A 15,715-nucleotide genomic window follows, 5' to 3' on the forward strand; every position below is an offset into this window, starting at 1 on the left:
ATCCCTACCTCTTGGTGCACAGGTTGAAATCGAGATGATAGCTAGGAGATAAAATTCAGTTTCAAGATATTGATTAACCATCTTTGTTGAACTAACGGGTGCTTTCCTTAAAGAAGGGGAAGTGCCTTTTTTGTAGAAGTATCTGTACTTAAGGTGCAGTTTAGTTTAATAAACTTCGCTAATTGGAACATAAAAAACCATCCACTTTTGATTGTAATAGTGGATGGTTTTCTAAGGAATGTTTTTTATGATTTTTCTAGTAATAAATCCAATGATTATTCCAGGAAAAAAAAACAATATTGGAAGCCAAACAGGACCCAATAACACTCCAAATATCATTAAGTTCGAGGAAAAAATCAATCCAACGGTAACAAAAAATGCAGCAAACACATACGGAAGAAAAGAATAAGGGTCTTTCCCTCCGCCTGCATCTTTCACCGCATCCCACATAGAGAAAAAGTATAAACAAGGATAAAACATCAACCACTGATATTCAGCATGTTTTATGGCATCCCCAATTTCTCCATGAAAACTTAGAAGTATGACCTGATTAAAATTAGCTTGTACATTAATCAAAAATTCAAGTATCAATAAAACTGTCCCTTTAAAATAATTTCCGTTTAAATACTGCCCAAACCCAGGAAGTGCAATACTCCACATTAGTCTTTCAAATGCATTCTTATTCATTTATAAACACCATAATAATAATCTCTGTTACTTTTCTTTTGCAATTTCTTTTCTATTAGGAGCAAGTGGAGGCTGCTCTAACCATTTATTCTGCACCATAATATTAAACCACTTTTTAGTAAGCATAAGATTTTGTAGAATGGTACTTTCGTAAGTGGCTACAAGGTCTGTTCGCATTGCGGATGCTAAACCTGCCCCGTGATACGCTTGTGCGGCTTGGAATAAGAAACCAGTATGATACAACATTAACTTATCAGAAAAAGGGGAATCTGTTGAAGTTGTAACTTCAGTCTCCCAAGACTTAGGAACTGGTAAATTATCCGTTTGCATAATTTTTGAAAAACTTTTTATTTGCTGGTCAGACGTTTTTTCGGCATCCTCTAAAAATTTTCTTACTTCTTTTGTTTGTGCGACTTGACTGAATGCAATTGAAAGAGTTTTTGCCATAATACTTTTTTTAAGGTTAAAAGAAATGCTTATGATTTCTGTCGCTGCTAACATTCTACCCTTTCCGAAAAATCCATCTATGAAATCTTGGCTAGAAATAAATTCAGGATTCTTGGCAGGGTAAAATAAAGGATCTCTCTGAAAATTTCCTTTCTCAAGCAATAAATCAATGGTTTGATGATACATCCTTTTCCCATCATTATCACACGAGTCGTAAAAAAATCTTAAGTCCTCTCTTACAGAAACGCCCAATGAGGTGGAGTGTCCTAGCAAACCATGTAATGTCATGATATGTAAATAATTTAGGCAAAATATATCCGTAAACAACCTCGGTTTACCTTTAAAAAGGTCAGATTCAGTAAATCCAATTGGAACTGGAAACCCCTCATTTTTTATAAAAGTAACGATTTGTTGTTTTTGCTTTTCGAATGTTTTGATAGCATCCTCAAAAATAGCTTTAATTTGCTCATCCTCAATAATAGAGACCATATATCTATTTACAATATCAACGGCTGTTCCATTTAAATACTCTCCCCATAAAGTTCCTATTTCGGAAGATGTGAGTTTTAATTTATCCTTTTCCATTCCGTCACCTCTAGGATATTATTTACCAATTCATCAAGTGGTATGAAATTTTTTGTTTGATTTTTACGAAGAAGAAAAACACTCTTTAGAAATAACGAAATCACTAAAAAAGGTAAGCATAATATATGCTCACCTTTTTCTTACAACAATGCGAAATAGACAATACTTGTGGAATACTCATTGCCTAAGTTAAAGATGGCATTCTTAACAAAGATGTTAATCTGGAAGTTATACTACTAATTGAGAATGCTGCTCTAATACCCATAATAAATATGGTTGATAATAAGCTAAAAAGAATATTTATAGTATATCCCTCCACATTGAAGTTTAGTGTTAAATGATAACACTAAGGTTATTGTTAATCTGAGGAGTAAATTTATTCAGTGGAACACCTAATCAAAAAGTGGTTTATTGCAATCCTAGATGAATACAAATAAAAAGAGAAACAGCTTGTTGAGCTAAAGGGTGCGATAATTTAATGGAGCAACCAGTTAATTAAAACAAGTTGCTCCATTAAATTTGTTAGAAATATTTTTGATAAAACTCCTTCCTTAGACGACCACTTAGCTCAGCATATATTCGAGTAGTTTCACTTTTCTCATGTCCCATCAAACTCTGTTTTACCTCAATGGGTGCACCATTATTTAGTAAGTGAGTCGCATAACTATGTCTCAGTTGATGCGGATGAATTACTTTATTAATACCTGCCCGTTTTGATATTCGTTTAATGATATATCTCATTTGTGCTTTACTCATTCGATCAGGATGTCTTTCGGTTACAAAGATAGCCGCATCATTGACTTCTCGGCTTTCAATATATCGTTTAAGCCAAATGTCACAACGAATATTAAAATATACTTCTCTTTCCTTATCCCCCTTACCCTTAACGATGGCAGAGTGATTAGACCAATTAATGCTATTCTTATCGAGTCCTACAATCTCACCAATCCTACAACCTGTTGAAAACATAAACTCAAATAGAGCTTTCTCTATAGGTGTAAAACAAGCTTCTCGAAGATGTTCAATTTCTCTTTCTGTTAAAAATTTTGGGATTCTTTTCCCTAACTTTGGTTCTTTAATCTTGGCTGCTGGATTTTTACTGATATGTCCTTCTTCATGTGTCCAACGAAAGAGTGATTTCATCGAACGAACACGATGTGCTAATGATGAGGGTTTTAATGTTTTACTAGACTTGGAGAGGTAAGCTTTTAATTGGTCTGTTGAAAGTAAATCAATTTCTACATCTCCAAAATGACGAATTAGTAAATTGACCTGAAGTTGATATGCTTTTAAAGTTTGGGGTGAAAATCCTTCTATTCGCTTATCCGATTCGTACGTTTCCCATGCTTTTGAAAGTAACAAAATATATCTCTCCCTTTAAACTTCTATTTTTACAGGAATTATTGACCCGATTCTAGAAATTTAAACGGAAGATACTATTAAACTATTGAGGCAGTTTAGTTGAAGATTGATGTTTAACTTGTGTTCAACAATCGGACCATATAATTGAGCAACACCTTTTAAAAAATCCGGATATTTAATAAAATAAGCTGCCAATAAAGGCAGTTTTTTATTTACTCGCTCTTTCGTTAACTTTTTGTCTTTTATGCAATGTATGCTTTGTTCCCCATTCATGCATTGCGTGTAAGATTGGTTCTAAGCTCCTGCCGTATTCAGTAATCGAATATTCCACTTTAGGAGGAACCTGTGGATAGACAACACGCTGAATAATATCCTCGTTTTCCAACTCGCGTAATTGATTAGTCAGCATTTTCTGCGTAATCCCAGGCATTCTTCGTTTTAATTCACTGAATCTTTGAGTACCGTTCTTCAATAAATGCAATAAGATAATTGGTTTCCATTTCCCGACTAATATGCTTAAAGAATCTTCTACACGACAAAATTCTGGTTCTATATTCATCCTAATTACTCCTTTAGTATCTTTTTGTATACTATACCACTTTTAAGTGCGTACTTTCTAAAATGCTTATTATAAGTAATAATAACATCAAGCAAAGGAAATCAAAAAACATTTTAGATAAACATTTTAGATAAAGAGAATTAAAGGGAAGGACACTATTCTCTGGATGCTATTTTATTTTAAGGGACGATAATTGTATGAATGAAAGAGGGTTGCCTTATGAGCAAGACAAATCAAGAGAAGTTTGAATTTGGTATCTATACTTTTGGAGAAATAATTCCAGATCCTATTACTGGAAAAGTGATTTCTGCGGAAGAACGCATTCAAAATATAATCGAGACAGCGAAGGTAGCCGACGAAGCGGGATTGGATATTTTTGGATTAGGGGAACATCATCGTTTAGATTTTGCGGTTTCAGCTACACCTGTTGTACTTGCAGCGATTGCACAAGCAACGAGAAATATTCGACTAGCCAGCGCTACAACCGTATTAGGTACAGCAGATCCTGTAAGAGTGTTTGAAGACTTTTCGACAGTAGATCTAATTTCAGGAGGCCGTGCTGAAATCATAGCTGGTAGAGGAGCATTTATCGAATCGTTCCCTCTTTTTGGCTATGACTTGGATGATTATCACGAGCTTTTTGAAGAGAAATTACAACTGTTACAAGAATTAAATAATAATGAACGTGTTACATGGCAAGGAAAGTTTCGTTCGCCATTAAATAATAGTGAGATTGCACCTAGACCAAAACAAGATAAGATTCCTGTTTGGAGAGGAGTAGGAGGAACCCCTGCAAGTGCGGTTCGGGCTGGTCAGGCTGGGTTTGGGATGGCACTCGCAATTTTAGGAGGTAATCCTTTTTATGTAAAACCTCTAGTAGAAGCCTATCGTCAAGCTGGGATTTCGGCAGGACACGCAGAAGATGATTTGAAAATTGCAATCACAAGCCATGGCTATATTGGCAAGACTGCAGAACAGGCTGTTAATGAATTTTACCCATATTATTCTAATTATATTAGAACGATGATGAGAAGAAATATTCCTAAAGAGCAAGTGGCCGCAGCTGTTTCTAAAAACGATGCACTTGCTGTTGGTGGTCCTGAAGAAATCGTTGAAAAAATTCTTTATCAGCACGAATTATTTGGTCATAATCGCTTTATTATGCAGCTTGATATTTGCCAGCCGTTCTCCCAAGTTGCAAGTGCGATTGAATTATTAGCTACTAAAGTAATGCCACTAGTAAGACAAGAATTGAAAAACAAATAAATTAATATTCCAGAATAGGTCGCTTTAATGAAGTAATTTTATTGCCCAATTTCTTATTAATTTACGGTGAAGTTGGGCTTTTTAGTATTGGTTTGAAATTTAAAATAAGATCATGAAGGAGAGTTTGAAATTTTTATGAAAAAGAAATATATTCTAATGATAATAGCTTTATTTATTGCCTCATTGAACTTGCGTCCGGCAATTAACTCGATAGCACCATTGCTCGAAACAATTAGAACCAGCTTAGGAATGAACGCCTCCGTAGCGAGTTTGTTGACCTCGATTCCTGTTCTTTGTATGGGACTTTTCGCTCCTGTAGCCGTAAAGTTCAGCGGAAAATGGGGGATTGAGCGGGTATTAGGATGGTCGCTACTTGTCATCGGAGTTGGTACTGTTCTTAGGTTCTTCACAAATTCGGGGTCATTTTTGCTTATTACCGCTTTAATTGCGGGTATAGGAATTGCATTTGTAGGACCGCTTCTTCCCGGATTTATTAAGCGTCACTTTCCTAAGCATGTGCCTTCGATGATTGCGATATACACGGTTGCGCTTACTCTCGGAGCAGCACTAAGCTCGAGCTTGATTGTGCCGATGCAGAATAGTATGAACTCTTGGCAGAGCGCCCTCGGGATATGGGCGTTAATCGCATTCGTTGCAGTGCTGTTATGGTGGTTGTTCGTTATGCGACAAATTAGACCGCAAGATCATCCCACTTCAACTGGCATGAAGACGAGTATGCCATGGACAAATAAGAAAGCTTGGCTACTTACACTGACGTTCGGTTTGATGGCCATGCTATTCTATTCAATCACGGCTTGGTTGCCACAGATTATTCAAGGGATGGGCTATAGTAAGTCCTACGCTGCAAGTGCGCTTACGATTTTCGTCGTTGTTCAGATTCCGGTAAGCTTTGTTCTGCCAATCTTTCTTCGTAAATTCCCTTCACGTCGCCTTTGGCTAATGGTTGCAGCAATGTTAGAACTTGTCGGGCTTGTGATGCTTACATTCTCCATTGGACCGTGGGTTGCCACGATCTTCATTGGTGTAGGCGCTGGCGCATTGTTTTCTCTCAATCTACTACTGCCTTTGGACGCTACCGACAATCCGCAGGAGGCGGCTGCTTGGTCAGCCATGACTCAATCAGCAGGCTATGTGATCGGGGCAACAGGCCCTCTTATTCTTGGCTGGATTCACGATGCGACGAATAGCTTCTCATCGGCAATAGTAGGGCTAATTGTAATTAATGTAATGATGATTGTCGTGCAGACAGTCGCCACTACCATAAAAAGAAAACAACAATCGGAAGAAATTAATCGCAATTATAAAGTATCATAATTTTAGTAGACTTAAAGCTAAAAAAGGAACATAAAACAATACCTAAAGGTGAACTTGTTTAAAGACTTTGTGAAATATTGTACTTAAGCTAAAGGGTGCGTTGATCCAAGATGGATTAATGCACTTTTTTGTTGAATTCCTTATTGAACAAACGAGGCAGGTTTGTTAAAGAAGGAATATATATGAAAATGGTAGAATAAGTAAATCGGAAAATCTTAACGTCTAAATATTAATTAGCAAAAGATGTATATTGGAATTAACAAAGTAAAAAGTTAAAACTAAAATAATCGTGGGGGGTTAAAAAATATGAAAAAATTGGGGACGCTATACTTTTTCTGTGGAAAAATGGGAGCTGGAAAATCAACTAAATCAAAACAATTAGCGATAGATAAACAGGCGGTACTGTTGTCTGAGGATGAATGGATTTCATCTCTTTATCCCAATCAGATTACATCATTTGATGACTATCTCAAATTCTCAGTTCAGCTCAAACCGCTGGTGAAAAAGCTTGTCCAAAACTTATTAAGTGTTGGTACAGATGTCGTGATGGATTTTCCAGGCAACACTCAAAAACAGCGAAAGTGGTTGTTGGATATCGCGTCAGAGGTCAATGCAAGGCATCAACTAATTTTCCTTAATCTAAATAACGAGCAATGCTTACGTCAAATTGCACAAAGGCGTAACGAACAACCCGAAAGAGCAGCTCTTGACACTGAAGCGGTGTTTATCCAAGTTACTAGTTTTTTTGAAGCACCAGAGGCATCCGAGGGTTTAAATATTTTAGAGTTTAGCGTAAAAGAATAACAAGAGTTCAATGATTCTTGAGTATAGAGTATAGAGTACCTTTAGTTCTGGGAGGTGCTTTATATGTTAATAAATGAAATGTGAGTAAGAAAAGTTTCAATGTATATACGTTAAAATCGATGTAACTTTGTGAATTGGTACACTTAAACAAACGGGTGCGTTATTCTAAGAAGGAATAACCACCTTTTTTGTTGAATTCCTTATTGAACAAACGGGGCAGGATAGTTGAACAATTGGTTTAAAATATCATGAAATCGTCTGAAAATTTTGGACGATTATTCTGTTTGTAAGAAAAATTTGAAAAAATTTAAGCCAAATTAGACTTTGGTTTGTCTAATAGATGTAAGACAAAAAAGAAAGGGTGAATCGCAATAATTAGATTAGTAAAAAACGCTCAAAAAGGAAATGACAAAGCCTTTTTAAAGCTTTTCCAACAATATGAAGAAGACATTTACCGAATGGCATATGTATATGTCAAAAATAAAGATGATGCTTTAGATATTGTTCAAGAAGTAGCATATCAATCTTTTAAAAAGATAGATACATTGAAAAACCCAGAGTATTTTAAAACGTGGCTAATGAAAATTACAATGAACTGTGCAACGAATGTAGTTAGGAAAAATAAAAAAGTTGTTCAGTTAAAACCAGAATATGAGGAATTTATGGGAACGGAGAATGAGGATATTCCCTTTTCTATATCATTACAAGACTTGATAGATGGATTGGACAAGGATGAAAAAGGTATTGTTCTTTTAAGGTTTTATCATAACCATACATTTAAAGAAATATCGGAGATATTGGAAATACCACTTGGAACGGCAAAATCCATTCTTTATCGTGCATTAGACAAGCTTCGTAAACAATTTAAGGAGGCGGATATTTGTGAACAATAAAATAAATCAAGAGTTACAAAAAATTGAAATTCCAAAAGATCTACATGAAAGGTCTAAATTGGGTGTGAATAAAGCCAAAGCAGAGCAACAAAAAAGAAGATTTAAAAATCCAATAGTAGCAGCGGCAGTGATTTTAGGGTTATCTACTACATCAGTTGGTTTTGCTTTTCCGTCTATTGCATCACAAATTCCATTTATGGATAATGTCATTAACTTTTTTAATGATGAAGAGCAAGACTACAAAGATTTCGAAGAATTTTCGACTGAAATCGGTCTTGTACAAACAAGTAATGGTATTACAGTCATGATTGACAATGCGGTATATGACGGCACAAATCTTACAGTGTCCTTCGCAATTGAAACCGATCATAATTTTGATGGACGCATGGATGTACGTGCACCGAATTGGTTTTATGTTCGTGAAGAAGGTGGTAGTGGCGGTACATTTAGAATTACGAAAATTAGCGAGAATCGCTATGTGGGATTGTCAACTTTCACTCCAAATTTCAAAGATAACAAACATCCAGAAACAATCGAAGTCACTTGGAAGCCAGAAGCCTTTTACAGTCCATCAAATGATTTAGAAGTAAAAGGGGATTGGTCATTTGCCTTTTCACTGAATCGTTTAGAAGGCGATTTGCAGCTAGTAAATCAAACAGTGCAGCAGGAAGATGTGAGCTTTACACTTCAATCTGTTGAGTTTACTGATGTATCCACTGTGATTAGCTATGAACAGGTGGTTTCAGATGAACTGCTTAAAGAATGGGCAAGTGTGACACCTGTCTTCCATGTAACAGATGACCTCGGTAATGTGTATATGAATGGAACTGGTGGCGGTGGAAATACAACTGATGACTACAAAACATTTAAAGGAACAACCGACTTTGGCACGATTAAAGAAGGAGCTAGTAAACTCATTATTCAGCCTATTCAAATTGCCAGTCTCAATTATGGAAAAGGTCATATGGAAATTGAGCTTGAACCTATTGTCATCGACTTAAAAAAATAAGAATAAATTAGTTAAAGATTGTGAGTTATTGTACTAACGGGTGCAATAGTAAAAGATGAGATCGCTGCGGCGGTCTTTTTGTTTGTTTAGCTATAGTATGCAGTTTAGTGAAAGAAGGAAATGTAGTTTTGTTATAGAAATATACAAGTTTGAGATTATTTATTTCCTTTCAATATTTAATAATAGGGGTGAGGGTGTGAGTAAAGCACTAATAAAACAGATTCCTTTAATAAGTAATTGTAAAGAAGTTATTAAAATTAATAAGGGGTTTTCCTCAGATGAAAAATTTCTAATACATATGCAAGATGGTCACAATAAGCTACTACTTCGGATGTTTAATTTAGAAGAGTTGGAATTAAAGAAGACAGAATACACTATTTTGGAAAGGATGCAGGATTATCACGTTACTTGTTCACAACCTATTTCAATTGGTGAGGTAGAAAATCGGGGGTATATGATCACATCATACATAGAGGGTAAGGATGCTGAGGATGAAATTTCAAAATACACGGACCAAGAACAATTTAATATTGGTATTGAGGCGGGAAAAGAATTAAGAAAAATTCATCAATTATCTGCTCCAGACCATATCTCTTCGTGGTATTCAAGGAAAGTTGAAAAACATAAGAAATATATAGATGCTTACTTAGCATGTGAGGTAAAGGTTAAAAATGACCTTAAAATAATGGATTTTATTGATGAGAATGTCCAGCTCATGAAACAACGCCCGAACTTATTTCAACATGATGATTTTCACCTTGGAAACATCATTGTGAATAATAAAAAATTCGCTGGAGTTATAGACTTTAACAGGTATGATTGGGGAGACCCTATTCATGAATTTCTAAAGATAGGAATTTTTAGCCGAGAAGTAAGCATTCCTTTTTCAATAGGACAAATCAGAGGTTATTTTAATAATAAAGAACCTGATGAAGATTTTTGGAGGTTGTATTCACTTTACCTAGCAATGTGCGTTTTCTCTACTGTTATATGGACGTTAAAAACTATTCCAAACAATATGAATGAGATGTTAGATAAAGTTTATATGTATTTAGAAGATCATGATTACTTTAGCAGATTAAAACCTAAGTGGTATCAATAGAATGTAGGTTAGTGAAAGATTGTACTTAAAGTAACGGGTGCTTTGATCCAAGAAGGATTAAGGCATTCTTTTGTTGAATTCCTTATTGAGCTAAAGGGGCAGTTTAGTTGAACAAGAAATTTTATCAAAATTAAAATTTGAGAAGTGGATTGTTATAAACATTACAACTACAGGAAGCAATTCTTGAACAAGGAATGCACCTGTCTCTTTAACTATAGGCACAGTAACCAATTGAGTCCCAAGTCATACGCTATAAAATAGATTTTTCCCTTAATAATCCCATAAAAGAGGAGGCTAGTAATGGAAAAACGATCCTTAAATCAAGTGGGTGGGAATGTTCCTCAGCCAATCAGAAGTGACGGAGCTGGAGGGATTGACTCCGGACCGCGTAATATTATGCGGGATCTTCAAAATCCGGATATGCTCGTCCCACCGATTACAGATGCAGGCTTGCTCCCTAATTTAAAATTCTCATTTTCTGATACTTCTATGAAATTAGATCAAGGGGGATGGTCCCGTGAGATTACGGTGCGGGAACTTCCTATAGCCACCACTCTTGCAGGAGTGAATATGAGTTTAAACGCCGGTGGAGTACGTGAACTCCATTGGCATAAACAAGCAGAATGGTCTTATATGCTGCTAGGTCGGGCACGAATAACTGCGGCTGACCAACAAGGACGAAACTTTATTGCCGACATCGGACCAGGGGATTTATGGTATTTCCCCCCAGGAATTCCTCATTCGATTCAAGGGTTGGAACATTGTGAATTTCTGCTTGTCTTCGATGACGGAAACTTTTCCGATCTCTCCACCTTATCTCTGTCCGATTGGTTTGCACATACTCCAAAAGATGTTCTGTCCGCCAATTTTGGTGTACCAGTGAGTGCTTTTAACTCCATTCCTTCTGAACAGGTATATATCTATCAGGAAGAGGTACCAGGTTCACTGGATAGTCAAGAAGTCCAGTCACCTTATGGAAACGTTCCGTTAATCTTCAAGCACGAGCTGTTGAAACAAACACCAATTAAAACGCCTGGTGGAAGTGTACGAATTGTGGACTCTACTAACTTTCCAATTTCAAAGACAATTGCTGCGGCACTCGTTGAGATTGAACCGGGTGCAATGAGAGAAATGCATTGGCATCCAACTAACGACGAGTGGCAGTATTACCTTACTGGAAAAGGACGAATGACAGTATTTACTGGAAACGGTGCAGCTCGAACTTTTGATTATAGTGCGGGTGATGTTGGATATGTGCCTTTTGCTACTGGACACTATATTCAAAACACCGGAACTGATACATTATGGTTTTTAGAGATGTTTAAAAGTAAACGATTTGAAGACGTTTCGCTGAATCAATGGATGGCACTGACTCCTAAAGACTTAGTTAAGAGCAATTTAAATGTTGGATTAGAATTGATTGATTCTCTACGCAAGGAGAAATATCCTGTTGTAAAATATCCAGGATTCTCCTACTACCCAAAGAACAGGTAAGAAGATATTTTAATTTACAATTTTGTATTAGGATAAAACTTGGTTAAATTTATCACTTATTGTGGTAATCCAGTAAATTGACATACTCAAGCTACTCAAAGAGTGATGATGTTTTTGTAGGTGTTATGTTTTATACAAAAAGGCAAGTATCCATTGGACCGCTGTTTCGGCTGTCCTTTTTCATTCGTTGGTATTTAACTTGTAGAGGGAAAAGTGGATGAGAATCGTTTTAACCAATTTACATTAATTTGGGGAATTGAAATTATAAAAGCACCATATAAAACTATGAAAGGAGGAAAGTGATAAAATGCAGAAATTGAATAAATATTTCCGGGCGAATGCAAGTATGGTTTACATTATGACAAATAATGATGTAATGAATCAAATCATTAGCTTTTATAGGGATATGAATGGAATGCTCACCTTTGTGGGTTCCTACCCAACGTATGGTAGAGGTACTGGTACAAAGGAAGTCTCCACGGCAACAGCAAACGATGGTGTCGATCCCCTTACATCACAAGGAGCCCTAACTTTATCCCGTGATGGACGTTTCCTTCTTGCGGTGAACGCAGGCAGCCATACTATCAGCAGTTTCATCATTACTGACAACGGTGCACCCGTTCTAGTAGATGTGAAACCATCTGGAGGTGCTCAGCCCAATAGTATCGATGTGTTTGGTAATCTTGTCTATGTTGCCAATGTAGGTAATGACACAAACAATTTCTCATCCAACATCACGGGTTTTCGCATAGATGATAACGGGCGACTTACTCCAATTCCTGGGTCCTCACATTCTCTCAGCACTTTCAACGCTCAGCCTGCTCAGGTTCTCTTCACTCGTGATGGAAGTAAAATCCTTGTATCCGAGCTTACTTCAAACCATCTCAGTGTATTCCAAGTATATCAAAATGGAACGGTTACAGAACCAATTGTTAATGATTCTTATGGTCAAGGACCATTGGGTGCATATTTTCTATCCTCTGGAACTCTATTAGTTACTGAAGCAGATTCAAATGCCCTGTCATCCTATTCAATGAGCAACGACGGTATCCTTCATGTGATCAGTGGCTCTGTACCAAATGGATATAAAACCGCGTGCTGGGTTGTAACAACAAGGGATGAGCGATTTGCATTCGTTACCAACACTTTAAGCGGAACCATCTCCACCTACCGAATCGATCCAAATGGAGCATTGTCGGTAGTAAGGCATATTACCAGTACACCACTAGGTACGGTCCCTGGTCTTCCAATGGACGTTGGAGTGAGTAAAGACGGACGGCATTTTTACACTCTTAACGGAAATCAGGGTACGGTGTCAGTATTTCAAATCCAAGATGATGGCAGTCTAGTAAGATTGCAGGTTGCTGCCTGGACTAACTCCCCGTACCTTGGGTCACAAGGTTTAGCCGTACTTTGATCCTATTGGGTTACCATACCTCAAAGCAAAAAAATACAGCTGATGATAAATACAAAGCTGCTGATATACTGGTGGCTTTTGTTATCAGACAACATAATTCCCAGCAGTTTGTGAAGAAACGTACTTAAACAAACGGGTGCGATAGTCCAAGAAGGATTATCGCTTGTTTTTGTTGAACTTATTGAACTAACGGCGCAGTTTAGTTTAACAAGGAGTACCTCGTTTTTATCTTGTTACAAAAATATACATAAGGAGATTAGCAATGGAAAAGTGGGATTTATATGATAAGCATCGTAATAAAATAGAGAAACAAATATCTCGTGGAGATGAAATGACATCAGACGAGTTTCATTTAGTAGTGCACGTATGTATATTTAATTCAAAAGGAGAGATGCTCATTCAGCAGCGTCAGCCCTTTAAGCAAGGATGGTCGAACCTTTGGGATATCACTTGTGGTGGTAGTGCGGTTGCAGGCGATACAAGTCAGCAGGCTGCTTCAAGAGAGTTATTCGAGGAGTTGGGGATTCATTATAACTTTGAAAAGATACGTCCACTTCTTACTATTAACTTTGAACGTGGCTTTGATGATTTTTATTTAATTGAATATGACTTTGATTTGAATGAATTGAAGTTACAGACTGAAGAGGTACAAGCAGCCAAATGGGCTTCTAAAGAGGAAATCATAAAGCTGATCGATCAAAAAAAATTTATACCTTATTATGAGAGTTTCATTGCGTTACTTTTTGAGGGCCGACATCATTATGGCTCTATTCGTATTTAAGATGTGTAATCTTGCATTGATAACGCATTTAAGGAATTAAGTTTCTAAAGACGTAAAAAAATTGTGAAGTATTGTACTTAAAGTAATGGGTGCTTTGATCCAGGAAGGGTTAATGCACCTTTCTGTTGAAGGTATAGAATCGAAGTAGTTTAGATGGGGATTTATATTTTACTTGTGTTCAACAATCGATTGTTGAACAACTTATATATTAGTTTGAAAAGCGGTGAAATAATTTGACATCAGATCTACCTTAAAGGCTATTTATCTACTGGTAAAAGATTAAGTGATTATTTTATATTAGACGGAATAAGTGATAACAGTATTGAATTTATTGCTGCCATAGAAAAATTGACAGCTAGGCATGATATTCATAATTTAACTATGAATAATTGGAAAGGAATTTTATCTTCTAATGTTGTCGGTTCATTTCGAAAGTGGTGTCCAATATGTTTGGAGCAATTCATGTTTGATAACCAAGAGATTTATGAGCCTTTAATTTGGCGTATTTCTGATTTGCAAAAATGTGATATACATCAAATCAAACTTCAAGATAAGTGTCCAGAATGCCAGAAGCAATTGCAGCTTTATCACAGTAGTTTGGTAAACGGTTATTGTCAACATTGTTTCAGTTGGCTAGGTGATAGTAAAGATTCAATAGAAAAAGAGACACTAACTAAAAATGAAAAATTTAATGTTGATAATTATAAACAATTAATTCAAAATCAAGGTAAATTAAGTAGTTTTCCAACAAATGTATCAATTAGTAACTTACTCAATAGGATACAAAATGACTTAGGATTCAAAAGTCGTTCTAGATTTGCAAGCTTCTTGGGTATAAAAGATGTTAGGTTGCATGCTTGGATCCATCGCAAAAATATGCCGAATGTTCAAGGATTGATGAATATAGCAGAAAGGTTAGATTCAACAATTTACGACCTTACAAATGAATACAATAAAAATTTAATCTCGGGAATTGATATATCAAAGTACAATGAATGGCCTAGAGACAATAAATTCTCAAAAAAGAAACTTGAAATTACCCTTACAGAAGCAATTAAAAGTGGTATTCCAAAAAGCCTAAAGCAAATCTGCAGCGAAGGTGGTTTTAGTCCTAATTCAGCAAAGTACCATTTTCCTGAATTAAGTAATAGTATCATGGAAAATTATTCATCGTATCAAAAGCAAATTAAACTTGAACAAAAGTTAAAATTGAAGAAAATACTTAAGGAATGTTTAGAGAGTGAAGAACCCAAAAGCTTAGAAGAATGTTTAAATATGCATGGAATTCCATATACTACAGCAAAGAAGAAATTACCTTCACTATGCGAAAAGGTTTCAAGAAGATATCAAGAACATAAGGAATCTCTAGCAACAGAAAGATTTGAAAGAATATCAAATGAGATTAAGGATGTAATGTTTGGATTACATAGTAAAGGAATTTATCCCAGTAGGATAAAAATAACAGAAGCACTTTCATATAAGGGGTTGTTTTTAGATAAAAGGTTTCGGAATATAAGAAATGAAATTTTAGTCAATTTGGGATACAAAGATGAATAGAAATTTGTAAGGTAATTAAAAACCATATCCTGTATTGGTGCTAGAAAAGGAAATTTATGTAATAAACCATAAAGTTTCCGATGATAAAAAAATAAATCAAAAGCTTTCCTAAAGTTAATTAAAAAACAATTTACCTAAATAAACTTCATAAGAAGAAAATTAAAGGCTAAGAAAATGAGAAGGAAATAATGAATTTTTCTATGCGGCTCTAATGATGGAAAGCTTATGATTTATTTAGTGGAAGGATTATGCTTTACGTCACAGAAATTGACCAGGACTCACCGATATTGGTGGGTCCTTTTTACATTTTGAAAAAGTATTCTTCAAATATAATTTTCTTTTTTAATATTCCGCACTGTACACGATTCGCATTTAAGGCTACCGATTGTTTAAATATAAAACACAGGATATAAGCCG

Annotated in this window: 14 protein-coding genes; 10 read left to right on the forward strand and 4 right to left on the reverse strand. The window is 35.9% G+C overall.

Annotation, left to right across the window (positions count from 1 at the left end):
* Positions 1–231: 231 nt before the first annotated feature.
* The 4 genes from V7147_RS08600 to V7147_RS08615 all read right to left on the reverse strand — a co-directional run bounded on the left by V7147_RS08600 (position 232) and on the right by V7147_RS08615 (position 3,640).
* Positions 232–687, reverse strand: coding sequence for a hypothetical protein (locus V7147_RS08600; RefSeq protein ID WP_335367440.1), 456 nt, complete (start codon positions 685–687; stop codon positions 232–234).
* 27 nt (positions 688–714) lie between these two features.
* Positions 715–1,719: a DUF3231 family protein gene (locus V7147_RS08605; protein WP_335367441.1), complete on the reverse strand. Its 1,005-nt coding sequence runs from the start codon at positions 1,717–1,719 to the stop codon at positions 715–717.
* 522 nt (positions 1,720–2,241) lie between these two features.
* Complete coding sequence (locus V7147_RS08610; protein WP_335367442.1) at positions 2,242–3,081, reverse strand: tyrosine-type recombinase/integrase; 840 nt, start codon at positions 3,079–3,081, stop codon at positions 2,242–2,244.
* A 208-nt stretch (positions 3,082–3,289) separates the two neighbouring features.
* On the reverse strand, positions 3,290–3,640 hold the full coding sequence (locus tag V7147_RS08615) for a winged helix-turn-helix transcriptional regulator (RefSeq protein ID WP_335367443.1): 351 nt from the start codon (positions 3,638–3,640) through the stop codon (positions 3,290–3,292).
* Between the two features lie 219 nt (positions 3,641–3,859).
* On the opposite strand from V7147_RS08615, the gene V7147_RS08620 reads away from it, so the two are divergent.
* The 10 genes from V7147_RS08620 (at position 3,860) to V7147_RS08665 (ending at position 15,298) form a co-directional block, all read left to right on the forward strand.
* Positions 3,860–4,906 (forward strand): LLM class flavin-dependent oxidoreductase, encoded by a 1,047-nt coding sequence (locus V7147_RS08620; RefSeq protein WP_335367444.1) that lies wholly within the window; start codon positions 3,860–3,862, stop codon positions 4,904–4,906.
* Between the two features lie 156 nt (positions 4,907–5,062).
* Positions 5,063–6,241, forward strand: coding sequence for an MFS transporter (locus V7147_RS08625; protein WP_335367482.1), 1,179 nt, complete (start codon positions 5,063–5,065; stop codon positions 6,239–6,241).
* Between the two features lie 306 nt (positions 6,242–6,547).
* Positions 6,548–7,045 (forward strand): AAA family ATPase, encoded by a 498-nt coding sequence (locus V7147_RS08630; RefSeq protein ID WP_335367445.1) that lies wholly within the window; start codon positions 6,548–6,550, stop codon positions 7,043–7,045.
* Positions 7,046–7,410: 365 nt separating this feature from the next.
* On the forward strand, positions 7,411–7,938 hold the full coding sequence (locus tag V7147_RS08635; protein ID WP_335367483.1) for a sigma-70 family RNA polymerase sigma factor: 528 nt from the start codon (positions 7,411–7,413) through the stop codon (positions 7,936–7,938).
* Complete coding sequence (locus V7147_RS08640; RefSeq protein ID WP_335367446.1) at positions 7,928–8,947, forward strand: DUF4179 domain-containing protein; 1,020 nt, start codon at positions 7,928–7,930, stop codon at positions 8,945–8,947. Before V7147_RS08635 ends, V7147_RS08640 begins: the two co-directional genes overlap by 11 nt.
* A gap of 196 nt (positions 8,948–9,143) precedes the next feature.
* Positions 9,144–10,049 carry an aminoglycoside phosphotransferase family protein gene (locus V7147_RS08645; RefSeq protein WP_335367447.1) on the forward strand — a complete coding sequence of 302 codons (906 nt, stop codon included), beginning with the start codon at positions 9,144–9,146 and terminating at the stop codon, positions 10,047–10,049.
* A gap of 300 nt (positions 10,050–10,349) precedes the next feature.
* On the forward strand, positions 10,350–11,543 hold the full coding sequence (locus V7147_RS08650; RefSeq protein WP_335367448.1) for an oxalate decarboxylase family bicupin: 1,194 nt from the start codon (positions 10,350–10,352) through the stop codon (positions 11,541–11,543).
* Positions 11,544–11,850: 307 nt separating this feature from the next.
* Positions 11,851–12,960, forward strand: coding sequence for a lactonase family protein (locus tag V7147_RS08655; RefSeq protein ID WP_335367449.1), 1,110 nt, complete (start codon positions 11,851–11,853; stop codon positions 12,958–12,960).
* A 262-nt stretch (positions 12,961–13,222) separates the two neighbouring features.
* A complete protein-coding gene (locus V7147_RS08660; protein ID WP_335367450.1) occupies positions 13,223–13,741 on the forward strand; it encodes an NUDIX hydrolase in 519 nt (172 codons plus the stop codon).
* 462 nt (positions 13,742–14,203) lie between these two features.
* Positions 14,204–15,298, forward strand: a complete 1,095-nt coding sequence (locus V7147_RS08665; RefSeq protein WP_335367451.1) for a hypothetical protein — start codon at positions 14,204–14,206, stop codon at positions 15,296–15,298.
* The last annotated feature ends 417 nt before the right edge of the window (positions 15,299–15,715 follow it).

Origin of the sequence: Bacillus sp. JJ1521 (assembly GCF_036965165.1) — a bacterium.
Classification (GTDB): domain Bacteria; phylum Bacillota; class Bacilli; order Bacillales; family Bacillaceae_L; genus Ferdinandcohnia.

Excerpts from the sequence above, each read along its gene's own strand:
- V7147_RS08600 (WP_335367440.1), bottom strand. The coding sequence starts at position 687 with ATGAATAAGAATGCATTTGAAAGACTAATGTGGAGTATTGCACTTCCT.
- V7147_RS08605 (WP_335367441.1), bottom strand. The coding sequence starts at position 1,719 with ATGGAAAAGGATAAATTAAAACTCACATCTTCCGAAATAGGAACTTTA.
- V7147_RS08615 (WP_335367443.1), bottom strand. The coding sequence starts at position 3,640 with ATGAATATAGAACCAGAATTTTGTCGTGTAGAAGATTCTTTAAGCATA.
- V7147_RS08620 (WP_335367444.1), top strand. The coding sequence starts at position 3,860 with ATGAGCAAGACAAATCAAGAGAAGTTTGAATTTGGTATCTATACTTTT.
- V7147_RS08625 (WP_335367482.1), top strand. The coding sequence starts at position 5,063 with ATGATAATAGCTTTATTTATTGCCTCATTGAACTTGCGTCCGGCAATT.
- V7147_RS08630 (WP_335367445.1), top strand. The coding sequence starts at position 6,548 with ATGAAAAAATTGGGGACGCTATACTTTTTCTGTGGAAAAATGGGAGCT.
- V7147_RS08650 (WP_335367448.1), top strand. The coding sequence starts at position 10,350 with ATGGAAAAACGATCCTTAAATCAAGTGGGTGGGAATGTTCCTCAGCCA.
- V7147_RS08655 (WP_335367449.1), top strand. The coding sequence starts at position 11,851 with ATGCAGAAATTGAATAAATATTTCCGGGCGAATGCAAGTATGGTTTAC.
- V7147_RS08660 (WP_335367450.1), top strand. The coding sequence starts at position 13,223 with ATGGAAAAGTGGGATTTATATGATAAGCATCGTAATAAAATAGAGAAA.
- V7147_RS08665 (WP_335367451.1), top strand. The coding sequence starts at position 14,204 with ATGTTTGATAACCAAGAGATTTATGAGCCTTTAATTTGGCGTATTTCT.